At 65.3% G+C, this 16,879-nt stretch carries 20 protein-coding genes; 3 read left to right on the forward strand and 17 right to left on the reverse strand.

The window, feature by feature from the left end; translation table 11 throughout:
• Position 1: 1 nt before the first annotated feature.
• From ACWEKS_RS31120 to ACWEKS_RS31165, 10 genes are all read right to left on the reverse strand, one after another.
• A complete protein-coding gene (locus ACWEKS_RS31120) occupies positions 2–1,786 on the reverse strand; it encodes an alpha-D-ribose 1-methylphosphonate 5-phosphate C-P-lyase PhnJ (RefSeq protein WP_452343383.1) in 1,785 nt (594 codons plus the stop codon).
• Entirely contained in the window at positions 1,779–2,867 is a 1,089-nt protein-coding gene (locus tag ACWEKS_RS31125) for a carbon-phosphorus lyase complex subunit PhnI (RefSeq protein ID WP_452343384.1), read from the reverse strand. Before ACWEKS_RS31125 ends, ACWEKS_RS31120 begins: the two co-directional genes overlap by 8 nt.
• A 1-nt stretch (position 2,868) precedes the next feature.
• Entirely contained in the window at positions 2,869–3,525 is a 657-nt protein-coding gene (locus ACWEKS_RS31130) for a phosphonate C-P lyase system protein PhnH (RefSeq protein ID WP_452343385.1), read from the reverse strand.
• Complete coding sequence (locus ACWEKS_RS31135) at positions 3,522–4,037, reverse strand: phosphonate C-P lyase system protein PhnG (RefSeq protein WP_452343386.1); 516 nt, start codon at positions 4,035–4,037, stop codon at positions 3,522–3,524. Before ACWEKS_RS31135 ends, ACWEKS_RS31130 begins: the two co-directional genes overlap by 4 nt.
• Positions 3,971–4,705, reverse strand: coding sequence for a GntR family transcriptional regulator (locus ACWEKS_RS31140; protein ID WP_452343387.1), 735 nt, complete (start codon positions 4,703–4,705; stop codon positions 3,971–3,973). The genes ACWEKS_RS31135 and ACWEKS_RS31140 overlap by 67 nt, the downstream gene beginning before the upstream one ends.
• A complete protein-coding gene (locus ACWEKS_RS31145; protein WP_452343388.1) occupies positions 4,698–5,519 on the reverse strand; it encodes a glycerophosphodiester phosphodiesterase in 822 nt (273 codons plus the stop codon). The genes ACWEKS_RS31140 and ACWEKS_RS31145 overlap by 8 nt, the downstream gene beginning before the upstream one ends.
• The gene (locus ACWEKS_RS31150; RefSeq protein ID WP_452343389.1) at positions 5,519–6,646 is read right to left on the reverse strand and encodes an ABC transporter ATP-binding protein; all 1,128 of its coding nucleotides are present in this window, start codon (positions 6,644–6,646) and stop codon (positions 5,519–5,521) included. Before ACWEKS_RS31150 ends, ACWEKS_RS31145 begins: the two co-directional genes overlap by 1 nt.
• Positions 6,643–7,917 (reverse strand): ABC transporter substrate-binding protein, encoded by a 1,275-nt coding sequence (locus ACWEKS_RS31155; RefSeq protein ID WP_452343390.1) that lies wholly within the window; start codon positions 7,915–7,917, stop codon positions 6,643–6,645. Before ACWEKS_RS31155 ends, ACWEKS_RS31150 begins: the two co-directional genes overlap by 4 nt.
• Positions 7,918–7,985: 68 nt before the next feature.
• Positions 7,986–8,807: a carbohydrate ABC transporter permease gene (locus ACWEKS_RS31160; protein ID WP_452343391.1), complete on the reverse strand. Its 822-nt coding sequence runs from the start codon at positions 8,805–8,807 to the stop codon at positions 7,986–7,988.
• Entirely contained in the window at positions 8,804–9,682 is an 879-nt protein-coding gene (locus ACWEKS_RS31165) for a carbohydrate ABC transporter permease (RefSeq protein WP_452343392.1), read from the reverse strand. The genes ACWEKS_RS31160 and ACWEKS_RS31165 overlap by 4 nt, the downstream gene beginning before the upstream one ends.
• A gap of 929 nt (positions 9,683–10,611) precedes the next feature.
• On the opposite strand from ACWEKS_RS31165, the gene ACWEKS_RS31170 reads away from it, so the two are divergent.
• On the forward strand, positions 10,612–11,295 hold the full coding sequence (locus ACWEKS_RS31170) for a hypothetical protein (protein ID WP_452343393.1): 684 nt from the start codon (positions 10,612–10,614) through the stop codon (positions 11,293–11,295).
• A gap of 68 nt (positions 11,296–11,363) precedes the next feature.
• Here ACWEKS_RS31170 and ACWEKS_RS31175 read toward each other — a convergent pair whose 3' ends face one another.
• The 4 genes from ACWEKS_RS31175 to ACWEKS_RS31190 all read right to left on the reverse strand — a co-directional run bounded on the left by ACWEKS_RS31175 (position 11,364) and on the right by ACWEKS_RS31190 (position 13,184).
• Positions 11,364–11,486, reverse strand: a complete 123-nt coding sequence (locus ACWEKS_RS31175; RefSeq protein WP_452343394.1) for a hypothetical protein — start codon at positions 11,484–11,486, stop codon at positions 11,364–11,366.
• 333 nt (positions 11,487–11,819) lie between these two features.
• Positions 11,820–12,014 carry a hypothetical protein gene (locus tag ACWEKS_RS31180; protein WP_452343395.1) on the reverse strand — a complete coding sequence of 65 codons (195 nt, stop codon included), beginning with the start codon at positions 12,012–12,014 and terminating at the stop codon, positions 11,820–11,822.
• A complete protein-coding gene (locus ACWEKS_RS31185) occupies positions 12,011–12,970 on the reverse strand; it encodes an RNA polymerase sigma factor (protein ID WP_452343396.1) in 960 nt (319 codons plus the stop codon). Before ACWEKS_RS31185 ends, ACWEKS_RS31180 begins: the two co-directional genes overlap by 4 nt.
• A complete protein-coding gene (locus ACWEKS_RS31190) occupies positions 12,960–13,184 on the reverse strand; it encodes a hypothetical protein (protein WP_452343397.1) in 225 nt (74 codons plus the stop codon). Before ACWEKS_RS31190 ends, ACWEKS_RS31185 begins: the two co-directional genes overlap by 11 nt.
• Positions 13,185–13,422: 238 nt before the next feature.
• Between ACWEKS_RS31190 and ACWEKS_RS31195 the strand changes: the two genes are divergently transcribed.
• Positions 13,423–13,563: a hypothetical protein gene (locus ACWEKS_RS31195; RefSeq protein ID WP_452343398.1), complete on the forward strand. Its 141-nt coding sequence runs from the start codon at positions 13,423–13,425 to the stop codon at positions 13,561–13,563.
• Positions 13,564–14,169: 606 nt separating this feature from the next.
• Here the strand turns inward: ACWEKS_RS31195 and ACWEKS_RS31200 are convergent.
• The 3 genes from ACWEKS_RS31200 to ACWEKS_RS31210 form a co-directional block, all read right to left on the reverse strand.
• A complete protein-coding gene (locus ACWEKS_RS31200) occupies positions 14,170–15,114 on the reverse strand; it encodes an AbiTii domain-containing protein (RefSeq protein ID WP_452343399.1) in 945 nt (314 codons plus the stop codon).
• A 419-nt stretch (positions 15,115–15,533) separates the two neighbouring features.
• Positions 15,534–15,725 (reverse strand): hypothetical protein, encoded by a 192-nt coding sequence (locus tag ACWEKS_RS31205; RefSeq protein WP_452343400.1) that lies wholly within the window; start codon positions 15,723–15,725, stop codon positions 15,534–15,536.
• Positions 15,726–15,965: 240 nt separating this feature from the next.
• On the reverse strand, positions 15,966–16,469 hold the full coding sequence (locus ACWEKS_RS31210) for a nucleoside deaminase (RefSeq protein ID WP_452343401.1): 504 nt from the start codon (positions 16,467–16,469) through the stop codon (positions 15,966–15,968).
• Positions 16,470–16,584: 115 nt separating this feature from the next.
• Here ACWEKS_RS31210 and ACWEKS_RS31215 point away from each other — a divergent pair, with 115 nt between their 5' ends.
• Entirely contained in the window at positions 16,585–16,857 is a 273-nt protein-coding gene (locus ACWEKS_RS31215; RefSeq protein WP_452343402.1) for a hypothetical protein, read from the forward strand.
• The last annotated feature ends 22 nt before the right edge of the window (positions 16,858–16,879 follow it).

A 16,879-nucleotide genomic window follows, 5' to 3' on the forward strand; every position in this document is an offset into this window, starting at 1 on the left:
GTCAACCTCGTGCGGCGGCGACGAGTCGCTGGCTGTAGGGGTGTTGGGGGTCTTCCAGAAGCTGGTCTGTGAGGGTCGATTCGACGACGCGACCCTGATACATCACGACGGTGCGGCGGCACAGAAGCTCGACGACGGCGAAGTCGTGGGACACCACGACAGCGGCAAGATGTAGTTCCTCGATGAGTCCCCGGATCAGGTCGAGCACCCCGGCGGCGACGGACGCGTCGAGTCCGGTGGTGGGTTCGTCGAGAAGAAGGATCGACGGTGCGCTGGCGATCGCTCTGGCTATCTGGACCCGTTGGCGCATACCTCCGGAGAAGCTGTGGACCGGATCGTCGATGCGGTCCTCGGGGATTTCGACGCGCTCGAGGAGGTGACGCACGGTGGCGCGGATGGCGTGGAAGGAGCGTGCGCCGGCGGCGGCCAAGGGAACGGCGACGTTGCCGCCGGCGCTGAGCCGCAGGTCGAGCCCGCGTGCCGCGTCCTGGTGCACGAGCGCGATTTGGCCGACGCGCAGTGCCCGGCGCTGCGCGGCGCTCATGCTGTAGAGGTCGACGGGCCCGTTGTTCGTGTTCAACAGCACCGAGCCACGGTCGGGTTGTAGCTCGCCGGTGAGTGTGCGCAGAACCGTGGATTTGCCGGATCCGGATTCGCCGACGATGCCGAGTGCCTCGCCGGCGTTGACGCGAAAGGAGACATCTCGTGCTGCGGTGAACGCGCCGTATCGTACGAGCAGATCCCGCGCCTCGAGCGTGGTGGCGTGTTCGGCGTTGCGCTGCTGCGGGGTGAGGATCAGCGCAGCCGAGGTCGCAGCGAGTCCACTGCGTTCGCGTGCGGTGGGGTGTCGCCGGGCTTCGTCGTGGACTTGCGGGTGCGAAGCTGCGCGGCTTGTGCTCATCGCACGCGCGTCGGCACACCAATCGGTATCGCTGCAGATCCATCGTCCCCCACCGCCGGTGGGATCGGGCACCTCGACGAGGTAGGTCGATTCGCTGCCGCAGCGCGCGCAGGTTCCGGGCACTGATTCCACCGTGAACTCGATGTCGTCGAACGCGAGCGGCTCAACGCTGGTGTGCGGGGGCACAGCGTAGATGCGGCGCTCTCTGCCGGCGCCGAAGAGAGTGAGGTTATCGGCGTTGTCGAGTTTGGCGAGGTCCCATTTCGGGATGGGTGAGGGCGACATGATGTAGCGGCCGTTGACCAGGACCGGATACCCGAACGATTTGGTGGTAGCGCCGCAACGCACCATCTCCTCGTAGATCCCGACCCACATCAGCGCATAGTCCTGCTCGGCGTGCATGCGCAGGGTTTCCTCGAGTCGCTGTTCGATGGGGCGCAGCGGTTCAGGGATCGGGACCTGCAGGACCAGCAGCTGGTCGCCCTCGAGCGGGTGTTCGGGGATCCGGTGCCGACTCTGGATGAGGGTGGCCTCGCGTGTTTTGTTGGTGTCGGCAACACCGCTGGTCTGGGTGATGAGCCGCCGCAGATTCGCAGCGCTGACCGCGTCGTCGTCGCCCTGGTCGATGACCTTGACGACGTCGGTGGGTTCGACGACGCTCAAGCTCACCTGCAGCCCACCGCTGCCCCAGCCGCGGGGCACCGGCATCTCACGCGAGGCGAACGGAACCTGATGGCCGGGAATCGCGGTCGCCTTCAGGATGGCGCGGCGGACGTCGCGTTTGGTGTCCTCGTCGAGCAGGGCGAAGCTGTCGGTTTGGGGTGAGCTCGCGAGCCGGTGAACGGTGGTGCGGGCGGGCGCCTCGGAGAGGGCCTGGTCACTCATGATCGGATTCCTGACGGTTGTGCGTGGCGCGGGCGCGCAGCGCCGCTTTGATGTCGGCCGCGGCCCGGAAGGTGACATAGTGCGGCAACTTGAGGTGCTCGATGAGCCCGTTGGCGTCCATACCGTCGGCGGTGCGCAGGATGCGTTCCTCTTGGCCGGTGCGGCCGCGATCACGTTCGAGGACGATGTCCAGACAGGCCATCGACATTGCCTTGCGTTCGTTCTGTCCGAACGACAGCCCGTAACCGACATCGAAGCGGGAGGCGTCCTCGTCGGGTCCGTCGAGGTCTTCGACTGCCTCCGCCTCTGTCACCCGGATGTCGCCTACATGCACCGCGCCACCGGTCAGCGGGTTGGTCACCCGCACCGGAAGCCGTCCGCCGCGGATCTCGCCTGCGACGACGGTGTGGTCGTAGGATCCGGAGTCGAGCAGGTCGGTGTACCAGTGTGTGACCAGGGCCGCGGTCTCACCCCGGGCCAGTAGCGCAAGCCGCGCTGAGCGGTCCTGGCCGGGCCGCGGCGATTGGCGGACCACATCGATCGGGTCCGGGTCGCCGGGGGCGTTGCGCGCCACCACCATGTCGTGCGCCTGCAGCAGGTAGTACAGGCGTCCGGGGTTCTCGCCGAGCCCGTTGTCGTCGCGGCGCTGGTCGCGACGATCGTGAGTCGTCTCATGTGCAGCCGGGTCGTGCTGGCGTTGCAGGATGCGGGGCATGTAGTCGCGGGTCCTGCCGAGGACCTGTCGTCCAGGCGGGGTTCGGTATGCCGGCACCACCCGGCGCAGGGGGATGAGTTCGTCGGCGTCGATGGGCGGGGTCACGCCGAGTCGAGGCAGGCTCAAGCGGAAGGTGCGCACCAGCGAGGCGGCCTCGAAGGTGTCTCCTTCGGCTTGCCGGAACGCGCGGGCCGCGGTTGCTTCGTCCCATAGCCCGCCTTCGGACATGACCTGGTCGACCACGATCCGCAGCCGGCCGATGATCTGGTCGAGTTCCAGGTGTGCGCTGTCGTCGTGGTCACGGTGGTGGCGCACGAGTCGCTCGGCGGCCTCGATGGCGGCCAGGCCGGTGGATTGGTAGGCCATGTCAGTGCTCCCAGGTGATGGTGCTGCTTCGCGGGATCCCCAGCACGTTGCCGGTGGGATCGAACAACCACAACTCGATCCCGGCCGGCTGCTTCTGGCAGGCGGTGCGCCGATCTCGCAGGACCGTGTCCAGGACTGTAGTGCCCCCCTCGACGGCGACACTGACGCTGCCGTCAACACCGGGCCCGCTGATGCGCAGGTGCCGCTCGTTATCCGCGATCGCGGGTTCGTGCGAGGTCAGCGTGCGCAGCCCGGCGACACTGATGGCGACGGAGGCACCGCGTTCGGGTTCGGTGGCGCTGCCGCGGGCGATGTCGAGCAGCTCGCCGGGCCGTGGTGCCCGGACAAAGGCGATGAGTTCCGCACACGCCGGGTCCGTCAGCTCGGCCCCGGTTGCGGTGGCGATGGCGTGCGCCCCGGTGTCATCGACACCGGGCACGGCGATCGGTGTGCCGTGGGAGGCGAGTGCGAGTGGAAGGCGGCACACACTGGGCACGGTGGTCGCCAAGAACTCCGGTGCGGGCGTTCGCTCGATTCGCGCTCCCGGCTGTGACAACGCCGACAGCAGCGCCCGGAACGTCTGCCCACTGAAGGCCTGCTGCGGTGTCTGCTGCGGCAGCGAGGCCACGACTGCTGAGTTGATCCTGGAGGTGATCATCCGCCGAGCTCCTCGAACGCGATCGCAGTGGGAACGATGTCGGCGATGTCGGCAGAGCTGTTCGCGGCCAGTTGTGCCTGCGTCGCCCGGCATAGCTCGAGGATGGCCGCACGGTACGGGCTCTCGGCTTCGGAGCATGCGTCGCAGATAGCGGCAGCGACGGTGGCTTCCGGGTCGTCGCCGAGGCGAATCGCCCACCCCTGCCGGCAACCTACGCTGAGGCGGACCTCGGTCACCAGAACGTCGCCGAGGTAGAACCGGCGGCGTTCGATCGGCTCGCGGATCTGCATCAGAAGGGTCCCCAGCTGGGGTCCTGTGATCAGCGAGACCTCGAGGCCTTCGAGGCAGGTGTCGGCGAGTTCGATCAGGGCCGTGCGATCGGCGCGAGCGAGCAACCCGGTGCGAAGATCGCGGTCGGCGTCGAGGTCGATGGTGGTGTGCGCTGTCATGAATTCCGCTTCGTTCGGTCGTTGATGGCGATACGCAGCCGGATCACGTCGGGGCGGCTCCATCCGGTGGCGTAGTGCAGGGGGCGGCCGCTCGCGGCGTCGGACAGGCGCGACTCGCTGCGCCAGGTCGGCGGGCGGCCGACGAGTTCCAACCAGCGGGCTGTTTGGTGATCGACGATGTCGAGTTCGGCGGCGATCCAGTCGCGCTGCGGCGTGTACCCGAGGGAGACCAGCAGGCTGTACTGGGATCCGCCGAGTGCGAGCTGCTCCTCCATGAGCGGAGCGAGCGTGGCCGGGAGGTAGGCGATGGTGACGGTCGCTGCGACGTTGTCGACGAATCCGCGGGTAGTGACGCGCAGGACCGGCTCACCCGGGGTCAACTCCAGTTCGTGCTGCACATACGGGTCGGGCTCGTCAAGCTGTCTGACGTCGAGGACTTCCCGCCGCGGTGTCGCACCCGCGCGTCGTACTGTCTCGGTCCAGCTCGGCGGGGTGTCCGGGCCGATCGGGTAGGCGATGCGCGGAGCGACGAAGGTGCCGGCGCCGTGCGACCGCCGCACGAGGTAGCGGCGCTCAAGCTCCTGCAGGGCGGCGCGGGCGGTGTCTCGACTCACCGACTCTCGCGCGGCGAGCTCGTTTTCGGAGACGAGACGAGTGCCGGCGGGCATGGCCTCCACATCGGCGGCAAGCCGGTCAGCGAGGGCGACGTAGGTGGGAATCTGGTCAGACATGCGCCGACCCGCTCTCCACTGTCTCGGCAGTCGTGTGCTGGTCGCGCTGCTCCTGCGTGCGCAGCCGGTCGCTCACCATCGCTGGCAGGTCGGTCAGCAACGCGTCGACGCCGATCGAAATCAGGGTGTCGAGGACGGCGGGGTCGCCGTGGTCTGTGGCGATGACCTGCACGCCGGCGGCGTGCATCGTGGCGATGAAATCGGGAGTTTTCCAGTTGAGGTGGTCGTAGTTGCTCGACAACACCGCGTAGCGACCGCTCTCCTGCTCGGGCAGCTGCCCAGTTTCGGCCACGGCGAGAATCGAGCTGTGGCTGATAGTCCCGGGCACCGACGCGCCGAGCAGATCGCGTAGGCGCCGCATCCGGTCACCGGAGACACGCCAGGTGTCCTCGGGTCCGTCGGTGTTCGAGCCATGGATGCACACACGGTCGGCCGCATCGAGGTCGGCGATGATGCGTGCGACCGGTTCGATGCACTCGTCACGCTTGACATCCAGAAGGAAGGTGAGCTCCGGGAATCGAACGAAGAACTCTTCGAGTGTCCGGATACGTTCGCCACCGGCGAGCTCGATTACACGGATCTGTTCGAGTGTCATCTCGTCGATTGCGACGTCACGCCCGAGCAAGCGGACGAGGTTCGGGTCATGCCAGACGACAACCTGGCCATCGGAGGTGAGTCGCGCGTCGATTTCGACGCATTGGAAACCCAGATCGATAGCGCTCTGCACACCGGGGAAGGTGTCCTCGGTCACGCCCACACCACTGCCGCGATGAGCGATTCCGAAGGGTCGGGGAATATCGAGGAAACGGGTCATTAGTGATTCCTTTCCAGTTCCGGCGGCGCCGGTGAAGCGTGCGCCATGGGGGACGGCGGACAGCGGTGCCCGTCTGTGGTGAACGGGTGCAGGTCGTGCTTGCCGACGTGCACGGTGAGCTCGGATCCGACCGGCTGATCGGCATGCAGGCGTGCACGCACGACGGCTCCGTCGACATCGATGTGCACGAGGCGATCGCGTCCGACGAGCTCGGTCAGGACGGTGGCTCCGGTCATCGTCACCGCATCCGGCCCGCCGGGCCCGATACGGACGTCTTCGCTGCGTACACCCACCACCTCCGCGGTGCTCGGTGCGTGGGGTGTCGCGAGCCGGGCCGGCACGAAGCTCATTCCGCCCACGAGTGAGCCGACGAACTTCGATGCCGGTCGGCGGTAGACCTCTTCGGGTGGGCCCAGTTGTTCGATGCGGCCCTGGCGCAGCACGGCTACGCGGTCTGCCAGACTGAGTGCCTCGGTTTGGTCGTGGGTGACGTAGATGGTTGTCGTGCCGAGTCGTCGCTGCAGGGCGCGGAACTCGGCGCGCATCTGCGTACGGAGTTCGGCGTCGAGGTTGGACAGCGGTTCGTCCATGAGCAGCACTGCCGGGTTGCGGACCAGCGCCCGCCCGATCCCGACGCGCTGCTGCTGGCCTCCTGACAGTTGCGCTGGTTTGCGCTGCAGCAGCGAGTCCAGTCGCAGTAGTTGCGAAATTTCGCGAACGCGCCGTTTGCGTTCGGCAGCAGCGACGCCCTGCATCCGGAGAGGGAATTCGATGTTGCCGGAGACCGTCTTCTCCGGGTAGAGGGCGTAGTTCTGAAACACCATCGCCACTCCGCGTCGTTCGGGAGCGATGCCGGTGACATCCCGGCCCTCGATGTGCACCGTCCCGGAGGTGGGCTTCTCCAGGCCGGCGATGGTCCGCAGGAGGGTCGTCTTGCCGCAACCCGATGGCCCGAGCAGCACGAGTACTTCGCCGGCCTGCACGGTGAGTTCGATGCCGTCGAGCACGGTCGCATCGCCGAAGCGCACGCCGAGATCGCTGCAACGCACGATCGCCTCATCAGCGATGTCGCTCTCCTCGGTGGTGTGGGGCTCGTCGTCAGCGCCGAGCAGTGCGGGGCGGCTCACGGGAGAAGGCCCTTGGCCTGGTCAGCGGCCTTGTCGAGTCCTTGCTTCGGGGTCTCCTCGCCTCGCAGGATCGCGGTGATCTCGTTGCTCAGCCCGGTGCTGATCTCGACGGCATTGCGGCCAGGGAACTGGAACCACGGCACCATCTGCGTGCTCGCCTGGATCGAGACCTTCCGCAGGGGCTGCTGGGCCAGCAGCGGTGCGAGGTAGTCGTTTCCGTTGATGGCGAGCTTGCTCACGGGGGTGTACCCGGTGTTGGTCGTCAGCGCGGTCGATCCCTCCGGCCCTGTCAGCGCGCGGATCACCTTCCATGCGGCCGCCTGACGTGCCTTGTCCTTCGTGACGACGATCAGCGACGAACCGCCCGGCGCGACCGCGCGCGTGCCGCCGTCGGGGACCGGGAATTGCGCCGCGCCGAGGCCGAAGCCGATCTTCGGCGCAACGTTGGTCAACTGCGCGCCGCTGTCGATCAGGATCCCCAGATCACCGCGGGTGAACCGGTCGACCGCATCGGCCTCCTTACCGGCCACGGCAAGCCCGGAGGAGACCATGCTCCGCCAGAAGGTCAGAACATCTTGTCCCTGCTGGCCGTTGAAAGTGATGTTCTTCTGGCCCGGGTCCATCATCGAGCCGCCGGCGGAGAACAGGTAGTTCTGGAAATTCCAATTACCGCTGGTGTCGGTCGCGTAATTGGTCCCGGTCTTCACGGCCCCGCTCTGCACCAGAGCCTGAGCATCTGCTTTCAGTTCGCTGAAGGTGCGCGGCGGGTTGTTCGGGTCGAGACCAGCTTTGGTGAACGCGTCCTTGTTGTACATCATGATCATCGTCGAGACCGAGTACGGGATCGCGTACTGCTTGCCGTCGACCTTGTCGGCGTCCAGCAGCGACGACTCGAAGTTGGTCTTGACGAACTCTTGATCGCCCGCGAGCTGATCGTCTAGCGGCTGGGCGACGCCCTCTTGTGCGAATCGGGCAACGTCATTCGTGCCGACAGCGGCGATATCGGGAGCGTTTCCGGCGGTGATCGAGCTGGCGAGCTTCTGTGCGACGTCCTCATACGACGACGAGCCGGTGCTGTGGACGGTGACCTTGACACCGGTCTTTTGCTCGAGCGGGTCCAGCGCCTGCGAGTACGACTTGAGCACCGGGTCGTAGGAGAACGACAGCATGGTCAACGAGTTCGGCTGACTCGACGCTGCACGGGTCCCCGGGCTCTGCGCGTTGCATGCGGCGGTCATCAGCAGTGTGGTTGCGGCTGCGGCGAGCAGCATCGCTCGACGGCGAATGAGGATTGAGAACATGGCGGGTCCTTCGGTGAGTTGAGCGGTAGGGAGTGGCTTCACTGAGCCAGGGCCACACCCTGGGTGAGTCGACGTTGCACGAGCGCGAACGCGACCAGAAGCGGCAGGATCGCCAGAATCGCGCTGGCCATCTGCGGGCCGTAATAGTTGCCCACATCCTGGTTGACATAGGTCGTCAGGCCGATCGGCACCGTCGCGGCCTGAGGGCCCTGCAGCACGACCGAGGGCCAGAACAGATCGTTGTAGTGCGAGGTGACGCTGAACATGGCGAAGGCATAGATCGCCGGACGGACGCTCGGCAGCACGACACGCCACACCATCGCCACCGGCCCGACGCCATCAATGCGAGCGGCATCGAAACGACTGCGCGGGATCGTGAGAATGAACTGCCGAAACAAGAACACACCAAAGGCGGAGCCCAGGAACGGGAGCGCCAGAGAGGTGATGGTGTCGAGCAACGACAGCTTTGCCAGCGCGACGTAGGTCGGCAGCGCGGTGACCTGCGCGGGGATGGACAGACACACCAGCACAAGCACGAGATAGGTGCCACTTCCGCGGAATGTCCGGCGGGCCAGCAGATACCCCGCCGGGATGGACGTCACCAACCCTCCGATGAGGATCAGACCTGTGGTCACGATGCTGTTCGCATACAGCGCCGGCCAGGCTTGCGCGGACCAGGCCATACGGAAGTTGTCGAGAGTCAGATGCTCGAAGCTGATCCCGTCGAGCACGTACTTCTCTGCGGTGAAGGCAGTGAACACCATGATCACGAACGGACTCAGGACCAGCAACGCGCCGCCGAGCAGGCACAGGTGGACAAGGATCTGCTTGAACGACGACGGTGAAAGACGCAGGTTCATCGTGCCCCTGCCGCCATAGCACGTCGCCAGTAGCTCGGCAGCATGATCCCGGCCAGGATCAGCACCAGCACCAACAAGATGAGGTTCACGACGCTGCCGCCGCCGATATCGAGATAGTGCACGCCCCGCAGCCACTGGTAGTAAGCGAGGGTGGTCGTGCTGTTCACCGGGCCGCCATCGGTGATCACCCGAATTTGATCGAAAGCCCGCAACGCGTCGCGGGTGGCGACCACGAGGGCGAACGCGGTGGTCGGTCGCAGCGCCGGCCACGACACGTGCCAGAACCGTGTCCATGCACTCGCCCCGTCGAGGCGCGCTGCTTCCTGCACGCCGTGAGGGACCGCTGTCAGTCCGGCCAGGAACAACACCATCAGTGTTCCCAGCTCCTGCCAGTTGCCGATCAGGGCCATCGCCGGCAGCGCCAAGGCCTTCGAATCCAGCCAGTCGTGGATCCCGAACAGGCGCCCGACTGTCGAGTCGATCAGCCCGCTGTCTGGGAAGAACATCCACCGCCACACCACAGACATCGCCGTCAGTGTCGAGGCCGCGGGCAGGAAGTAAGCGGTGCGCCACAGTCCCTGCAGATGTTTGACTTCACGGATGCCGACCGCGACCAACAGCGAGACAGCAGCGCTGACCGGGACCGTCAGCACGACGTAAACAACGGTGTTGACCGTCGCCTGCCGCAGAGCTCCGCTCGTCAACACGCGGCTGTAGTTGGACAACCCGACGAAGTCCAACTCTCGAGTGAACGGGTCGAACGAAAAAAGTGATAGAAGTCCCACCACCAGCAATGGCAGCAGGACGAAAGCGCCGATGAGCACGGCCGCCGGGCCACCGAGCACGAGCGAGGACAAGGCGTCGTGTCGGAACAAGAGGCCGCTCGCCCACCCCCTTTGCGTCGGAGGGCGTGGCGCTGCGCGTCGCGTTGCGAGCATCCGGTCACCTCGTCTCGATTCCGTTTGTAACAACACGACCAGAGCTTCCCGGCCGCGGATGACAAGGTCAGGAACCTTAGGCGAACAACCGGTCAACTTGTTGCCACAAGTTGTTTGGTTGAGCCTCTGCATGCTCGTCCCACATCGGAGCTCCGGCTGGCCGGATGGCGCGGTCAGCCCAGGGGGAGACGCGCGCTGCCGTCAAGAGGGGGTTCCAGTAGTAATTGCGCGAAAAACAACGACAATGGCTTGACCAGTGGTTTCGTGTCCTGGTGATGTCAGTGCTCTCACTCGGGCGAAAATTGTCGGGCCCGTCGGCGCTTCTGTTTCTCCGCCGTCTGCAGGTCGATGTAGTAGCCGAGTAGGCCGACGAGGGCATCGGTACGGGTTGTCCACGGTCCGCGGCCGGTCAGCGGGATGCTGCTGTACCCCAAAACGACAAGCACGCATGTCGAAGCGCGGGACAGGCTCTGACAGTTCGCCGGAAAGCCGGACGGCGGTGCGGGATGTCTTGCAGCACAACAAGATCGAACCGAAAACTGTCGGTGCCTACTGCCATACTTCGCGGCTATGACTGTTCACCGTGTACGCGCGCATCTGCGCAACGGGCGCCCCGTGCGGGCGCACAGCCGCCGATCCCGAGGCCGATCAGGCTCCCCGCTGGGGCTCCTGGCTCTCAGCGGGGTCCTTGTGGCCGGCGTCCTCCTCGCCGGAGGAACCAGCCATTCCGACGGCCGGCACCCGGCGCCGCTAGTGGTTCCCCGCCCGTCGTGCCGACGACGCCGGCCGGAGACGGGCACACGTGCTATCCGCTGCAGGCGGGCTGCTGACGACTGCCGGCCAAGGCCCGACGTAGGTTGCTCTTTGTGAGCGGCTTCTCCGACTTCCTGACCCACGGCTCGGCTCCCTGGTGGACCACTGCCGTCACTACCCTCGCCGGCACTCTCATCGGCGCGATCAGCACAGCAGGGGGTGGCGCAATTTTGGAGCGGGTCAAGGATAAGAACCTGGCCAACAGCGAGGGACGCAAGGAAGAACGGGAAAAAGAAGCTCAACGACGGGAGCGGGTTCGGGACCTGGGAACGCGGTTGATCGCCGAGGTCGAGGCCCTCCAGCTGGGCAGGGTGAACTGGCTGCTCAGTCAGACGAAAGCAAAGCAGGCGCGGCTCGAGAAGGACCTCGCCGCGAATCCGCCCTCGACGCCCGAGGAAGCTACCGAGCGCGTCAAACAGATCCTGGACGCCGCGCCAGGGGTGGACTTTGCGCTCGACACCGCATCGTCGATGCCGGAACGGATCCGGCCGCTGCTGAACGTGTTCAACCTGATCGCTGTCAGTCTCCCGCGCGAACTGGTCGAACTCGCGCGAGAGGTGGTCGTGGTGACTCTCGCGGATTCGTTCCCGCTACTCACCTCCAACACAGAGCCTGCTCCGAAGGACGAGCGAGCAGACCCACTGTTCGCCTTCATGAACGGCATGCGCAAGTACCTCGATCCCGCTGCCGAACCCCTGGAGAAGCCGCTCAACGCGGTACCCGACATCGGCCAATAAGGGGACCGCATCGATATGGCTTCGGGGTGCCTACGGTTTGGCCCATCGTTTGTGTGCGCGGAAAACGATCAACTGAGCTGGGCGCGTAGTTCGGTGGCCAGTGCTCGCGCTTCCGCTGCCTGCTGAGCCGCTTCGGGTCGACCTTCCTCGGCCGCGATCCGATCCAGCAGGTTCGCTTTACGATCGAGCAAGCGAGCACGCTTGTCCTGGTCTACAGGCGAGAACATATCCCGGTAGAGGTGGCTAAGTGCGGCGAGTACCGGGGCTTGGGCCAGATCAGCGAAAAGTCACGCTAAGCGGTTTGGCTATCAATCCGCGCAGCACAGCGGGCGTTACCGGGACCCCGAAAACCTGCTGTAGCCGAAAATGTCTCGTGAACGAAGGTCTCCGGGCAGATTCCAGGCCAGGCTCGCGTCCGACACGACTTTCTCGCATCTGACGCGAACATCGTCGACTGTTGATGCATACGCCCTGACAGTCCGGAACCTCTACTTTTGCGCGGGCGGTTCGAGTACCTCGAGCGGTTACGGCTGCTCGGCCTCACCTGGGGTCGGCTCGCGGCCGTCGTCAGTCCGGTGACCGGAGTTCGCGGTGCGGCCGCGGTGCAGTGCTTCGGCCAGACCGGCTTCGATGTCGAGGGTGTCGGACAGCGTGTCGATGAGCTCCTGGTCCTGCGCGAGGTTCCACTGCTTGATCGCGTCGGAAGTCTGATCGCTCATTGCCGATCACCGTTCCTCTCGTTGTCGATGAATTTCTTCAGGGCCTGCCGGGCTTTTCGGAGACTGCCGCGCACGGCCACCGGACTGATCTTCAACTCTTCGGCGATCTGGGTGGGAGTGAAATCGAACATGGTCAACGCCATAACTTGCCGTTGCCGGGGCGGCAGCTGCGCCAAGGCGCGGTCGACGGTGTCCTGACCGATCACGCTGTCGTCGGAACGCAGCAGCGCTGAATGCTGCTCGCCGGGCCGCTCGGCATGGGGGGCCTCGCGTCGACTCGTCTTGCTGTGGATGAACTTCCGGAAGGCCACCCGGTAGCACCAGGAGGCCGGTGCCGTGATCCGCGGCCAGGCGCGATAGGCGTCGACGAGGGTTTCCTGCGCCAGGTCGGCGGCATCGGCGGATGTGGCGCCATGCCGGATCAGGAAGGCCACCAGGGTCGGGACGAATTGGCGGTAGAAGCCGCTGTATTCGGCGTCGAATCTGCCGGCGGCATGGTCGTCGGCGCGCCGATCCGCCTGCGCGGCGGCCTCATCCGCCTTGGACAACTCGGTCTGGAGCGCGGTCTCGGGCTGAGTGTCCACGTCGAGCTGGTCGGCGGCCTCGTCGACGACGCACTCGGGTATCAGCTCGCCGGCTTGGTCGACAATCTCGGCGGTCTTGTCCATGAGCTCGAGTCGGTCTCGCTCGCCGACACGACGGACCAAGAGAAGTAGGGCCTGCGACAGCGGGATGCCCAATTGGTCGGCGTAGCGGCTAACGGCCTTGTGGGTTTCCGGATCATGGACGAGGTCGAGGTTGCTGAGCAATTCGTCGAGCATCATGCCCAGTCGGGCTTCCTCCCGGCTCAGTGGGGCTTCGGGCAGCCAGCTCAACTTCCACGTGTCGGGCTCGACCAGCACAGCCCACTCGGGGGTGACGCTGCTCGTGATGGTCTGCCTACCTTCATAAAGCATCGTTCTTGTCCCCTTCCGCCATGCCGTCGGGCTCGCTCCCAGCATGCCGGGAGGTGGAGGATTGCTCCATGTCCCCTGGCGGACGCGGGGATTGCGCCGCATCGCGCTCGCGGCGCAGCTGCCGGCGCAACTGCCAGCCCGTCATCGTCGCCTGCATCATCTGGAGGGCCAGTCCTCCCACGGCAACCACCGATACAGCACCGTCCCAATGCATTGCGCGTCAGCCTTCCTGGTCACCTCGCCTTTATCTAGTTAGTGGCGAGGCAAGGGCCAGAACGTGTACTCGACATCGCGAGTTGTTCGGGGCGTCCGGCAGTCCGGTACGGGCGGCGGGCTTGATACGGCTGAACTTGCCCGGGGAAGCACAGGACGGCTACATGCTCTTCACGGCGGTCAGGACATCCCCTGTGGGTCAACAGGTTTCAGATTCCGGTAGAACTCGTCGAACATCGTTGTATTTTCGGCGACTACTACCGGAACCCCTCGACGCCCTGCTCACCCCGGCGGACAACATCGTCGTGCTGGAGATCCTCGAAGAGGTCTCCCCCTGGTACGACCGCAGCCTCGGCATCACCGCTGCCGACCCTGCGTGACTACCCGGCACGGTGCGGGCCAGCAGTTCGAGAACTGAGACCTCCAGTGGCGCTGAAGGTCTCAGCGTCGTGCAATCAACAGGACGTCTGGACCGGGAAGCACGGCGGTGGCGGGGCAGTCGGTCGTGCGGGTGCGACGGTCGAGGTGACCACAGTCGTGTCGACCGACGTGGCGGCCGATCCCATGTGGGTGAGGGTCAGCACGACCAGAAGCAGGGCCACACCACCCCCGATCACCCCGAATGCCCACAGGATCGGGATGGGTGAAGCACTGCGGTAGCCATGAACGTACAGAGACGTGTAGCGGCCCCGCCTGGGTGCGCGTCGGTCGGTGAAGCGGCCGTACCCGCTCACGTAACCCCCACCTGTCTTTCCCCGCCGAGAATGCCGCCGCACAGCTTCAAACCCCATGAGCTGCAGTATGACCCGATCGGGCGGTCAGTAAGACGTTCGGAGAGATCTACCCCTAGTTGTGCTGTCCGACTGAGTGGTGAGCGACAGCTACGATCGCGCGGTGATGAGCGCACCCCTGAACCGACGAGGGAGGCCTTGTTAGGTGACCCACACCTAACAAGGCCTCCCTCATGTTGAATCGCCCTGCGGGCCCTACGGAGTGGCGCGCGCCGAATCGGCGAGAGTCAGAACTTCACCCAGGACGACATACGTCTGGAGAAACACGAATCGTGCTTCCTCCACCTCGACCTCGGCGTGTGTTCCGGTCGAGCACCGTCCGTAGAGCTCGCTGAACGTCCTCCGCAGGCGGTCGCGGCGGCTCTTGGACAGCTTCTGCTGGTGGCAGTAGGCCTGCAACCGATTGAGCACGTTCTGCGGGCCGACCTTCAGCGGCTCGACATTGTCCCCGATGCTGTAGGGCTCGTCGCGGCCCGGGAAGAGGTGATCGGCACACGAATCGATCAGGCGCCGACACGTCGTCAGGGCCTGGCTGACCGACTCGGGGTCACCTTCTCGCAGACGATCGGAGACTTTGGCGATCTTGTCCAGGGCCGATCCACTCGCGACCGCCAGCGCTCCATCGACGTTGTCCTGCACGGACGCGAACAGAGTCGCCTGGAGCTCACTGAACAGCAACTCGTGATAGATCTCGGTCACCATGCCGTACACCGTCGACACGACAGCACCGCTGATGGCCGCCAACTCGCTGACCGTCTTCGTGGTCCCAATGATCTTGGCGTCATGCTCGCGGGCCGCGATCGGCACCGAATCCCCCGAGTAGTTCCCACCGTTCTTGAGTGCATCGAGTGCCTGTCGGCCTCCTTCGAGCGACGCCTCGATACGAGTTATCGGATACGGGTTACACCTGCGTTCTTTCTTGTCGGTCCACCGGTCGGCACGGGAGAACCAGCCAGTCGCCGATCCATCCAGCGGGTACCCCTCACGCTCGTGCCGCAGGAAGGTCGATAGCTCGTTGTGGTGGACCAGGCGGGCAACCCTGCTGGCTTTGAGCACGATTTCCGAAGCCTTCAAACGCTGCAGCTCGATGTCTTCGAGCAGTTCCGTGGCCAGCCGCAATGCTTCTTCCTGACGATTCACGATCCAATCGCACCACACTCGGCCCCAATGCCTTTGTGAGGCTGAGGTATAGGCCGTTTCCGAGCCCACCGGTGTCCGGAAGACGATCAGGGGTTGCTCTTGTCGGCGAGTAGTGCGGCGGTGTAGTCCGAGACCGGCAGGCCCGCGGCCACCTGATCACCGGCGGCGGTGAGCAAGCGGTCCTGTGCGTCGTCGATCATCTGATCGATCCGTGCGCGCAGAGTCTGCAGGCGCTGTATCTCCAGCGGACAAGCTGCTCATCAGCTAGCTGTGGCCGCCGAACAGCGGGAGCTGACGCGCTGACCAGACCGATCCGCCGATCTTGGGGGTAGTGAGTGACATCCGGCCGGAATCCGGCGCTAACGCAGTGATGCCCCGGGCAGAGTCCCAGGGCGTCACGAGATCGGTTATGGCTGTTGCTATTTCTTGCCGGATCCGCCGCTGCTGTACGCATTGGTCGCGCCTGCGGACTGGGCTCGGCTGGCGAACCCTGTTGTGGCCGTGCGACTGTCCGGGTTGCGGGCACCGGCGCTCTGGATCGCGGAGGCCCTGCTGGCGGTCATCTTGCCGCCGCTGGCGTGACTGCAGCCTTTGCTGCTGGACTTCGACATCGCTACCTCCTTCGACTGCATACCCCTTCCAAGATCAGAATCTCACCGTGCCCGCAGCTGCGGAAGTCGTGTAGCCGGTGACCTGGTGATTTGATGCCGATCGACTGGCATTCGCACGGAATCCGGCGCTAAGGAATTACCGCAGATAATGCGCACCGGTCGCAACGGCATAGAGCTACCCTTCGCACCGATGTTCCCCAAGCCCCTATCCTTCGGTGCGCGTCCGGAGTCCTTCGTCATTTACTTGTGCGCGAGCCCACCAGCCCACGCGCGCATACCCGATGGCCCATCACCGGCGGCGTAGGCAGCGAACTGCGCCCGCGCTTCATCCGATCGGATGCCACCCCTGATCTCGCGAGGCTTCGCGAAGAATGCAAGTTCCTCCGGCGGCGACCATGACTGCACCAAAGCGGCGGCGCCGTCGTTCGGCGACGCGAGTGCGAACCACACTCTCCGGATGCCCAACGTGATGGCCGCACCCATGCACATCAAGCAGGGCTCAAGATTCACTGCGAGCGTGAGCATGCCGGCTGGGCGTATGAACCCCAGTGCCTCATCGGCCTGCTGCATAGCGAGAAGGTCGGCATGCACAATCCGCTGGCCCAACGCCTTCTCCAGGGTGTGAGCACGACCGAGGATCCGCTCGTCATCGAACACCACCGCACCTATCGGCATTTCACCAGCGGACAATCCGTCGTCAGCGACCGACAAGGCAAGTCCCACAGCTTCGTACGGCTCCATCATCACCGTCACACTATCGTCGTCACCGTGTACTCGGCGGGCCCTCTCCGGTTCGTCGATGCCGACGCGTGCTGGTTGTTCGGGTCGGCCGGGCAGCAGGTCGGCGAAGGCGGTGCGGATGGCGACCCCCCCGATCCGGATCGAGATGCCGGGCAAGATTGCCCGCCGCCTGACCGGCTACGCCGCCGACCTCGGTGAAACCGAGCACTACGCCCTGCAACAGGGCCGGGAAGTACGACGCGGCCAGGGCTACAGCCTGCACGTCACCGCACCGCCGCACGTCCACCGGGCGCTGCTGGCCGCCGCCGAAACCGTCGGTGAGAGCGCTTCGGCCGCCGATCGCAAAGCACTTCGGATCTACCGGGACCGACTACACAACGCGACCACATGATGATCATCAGCGGGTGTCGGGG

Source organism: Nocardia sp. NPDC004711 (assembly GCF_053601595.1).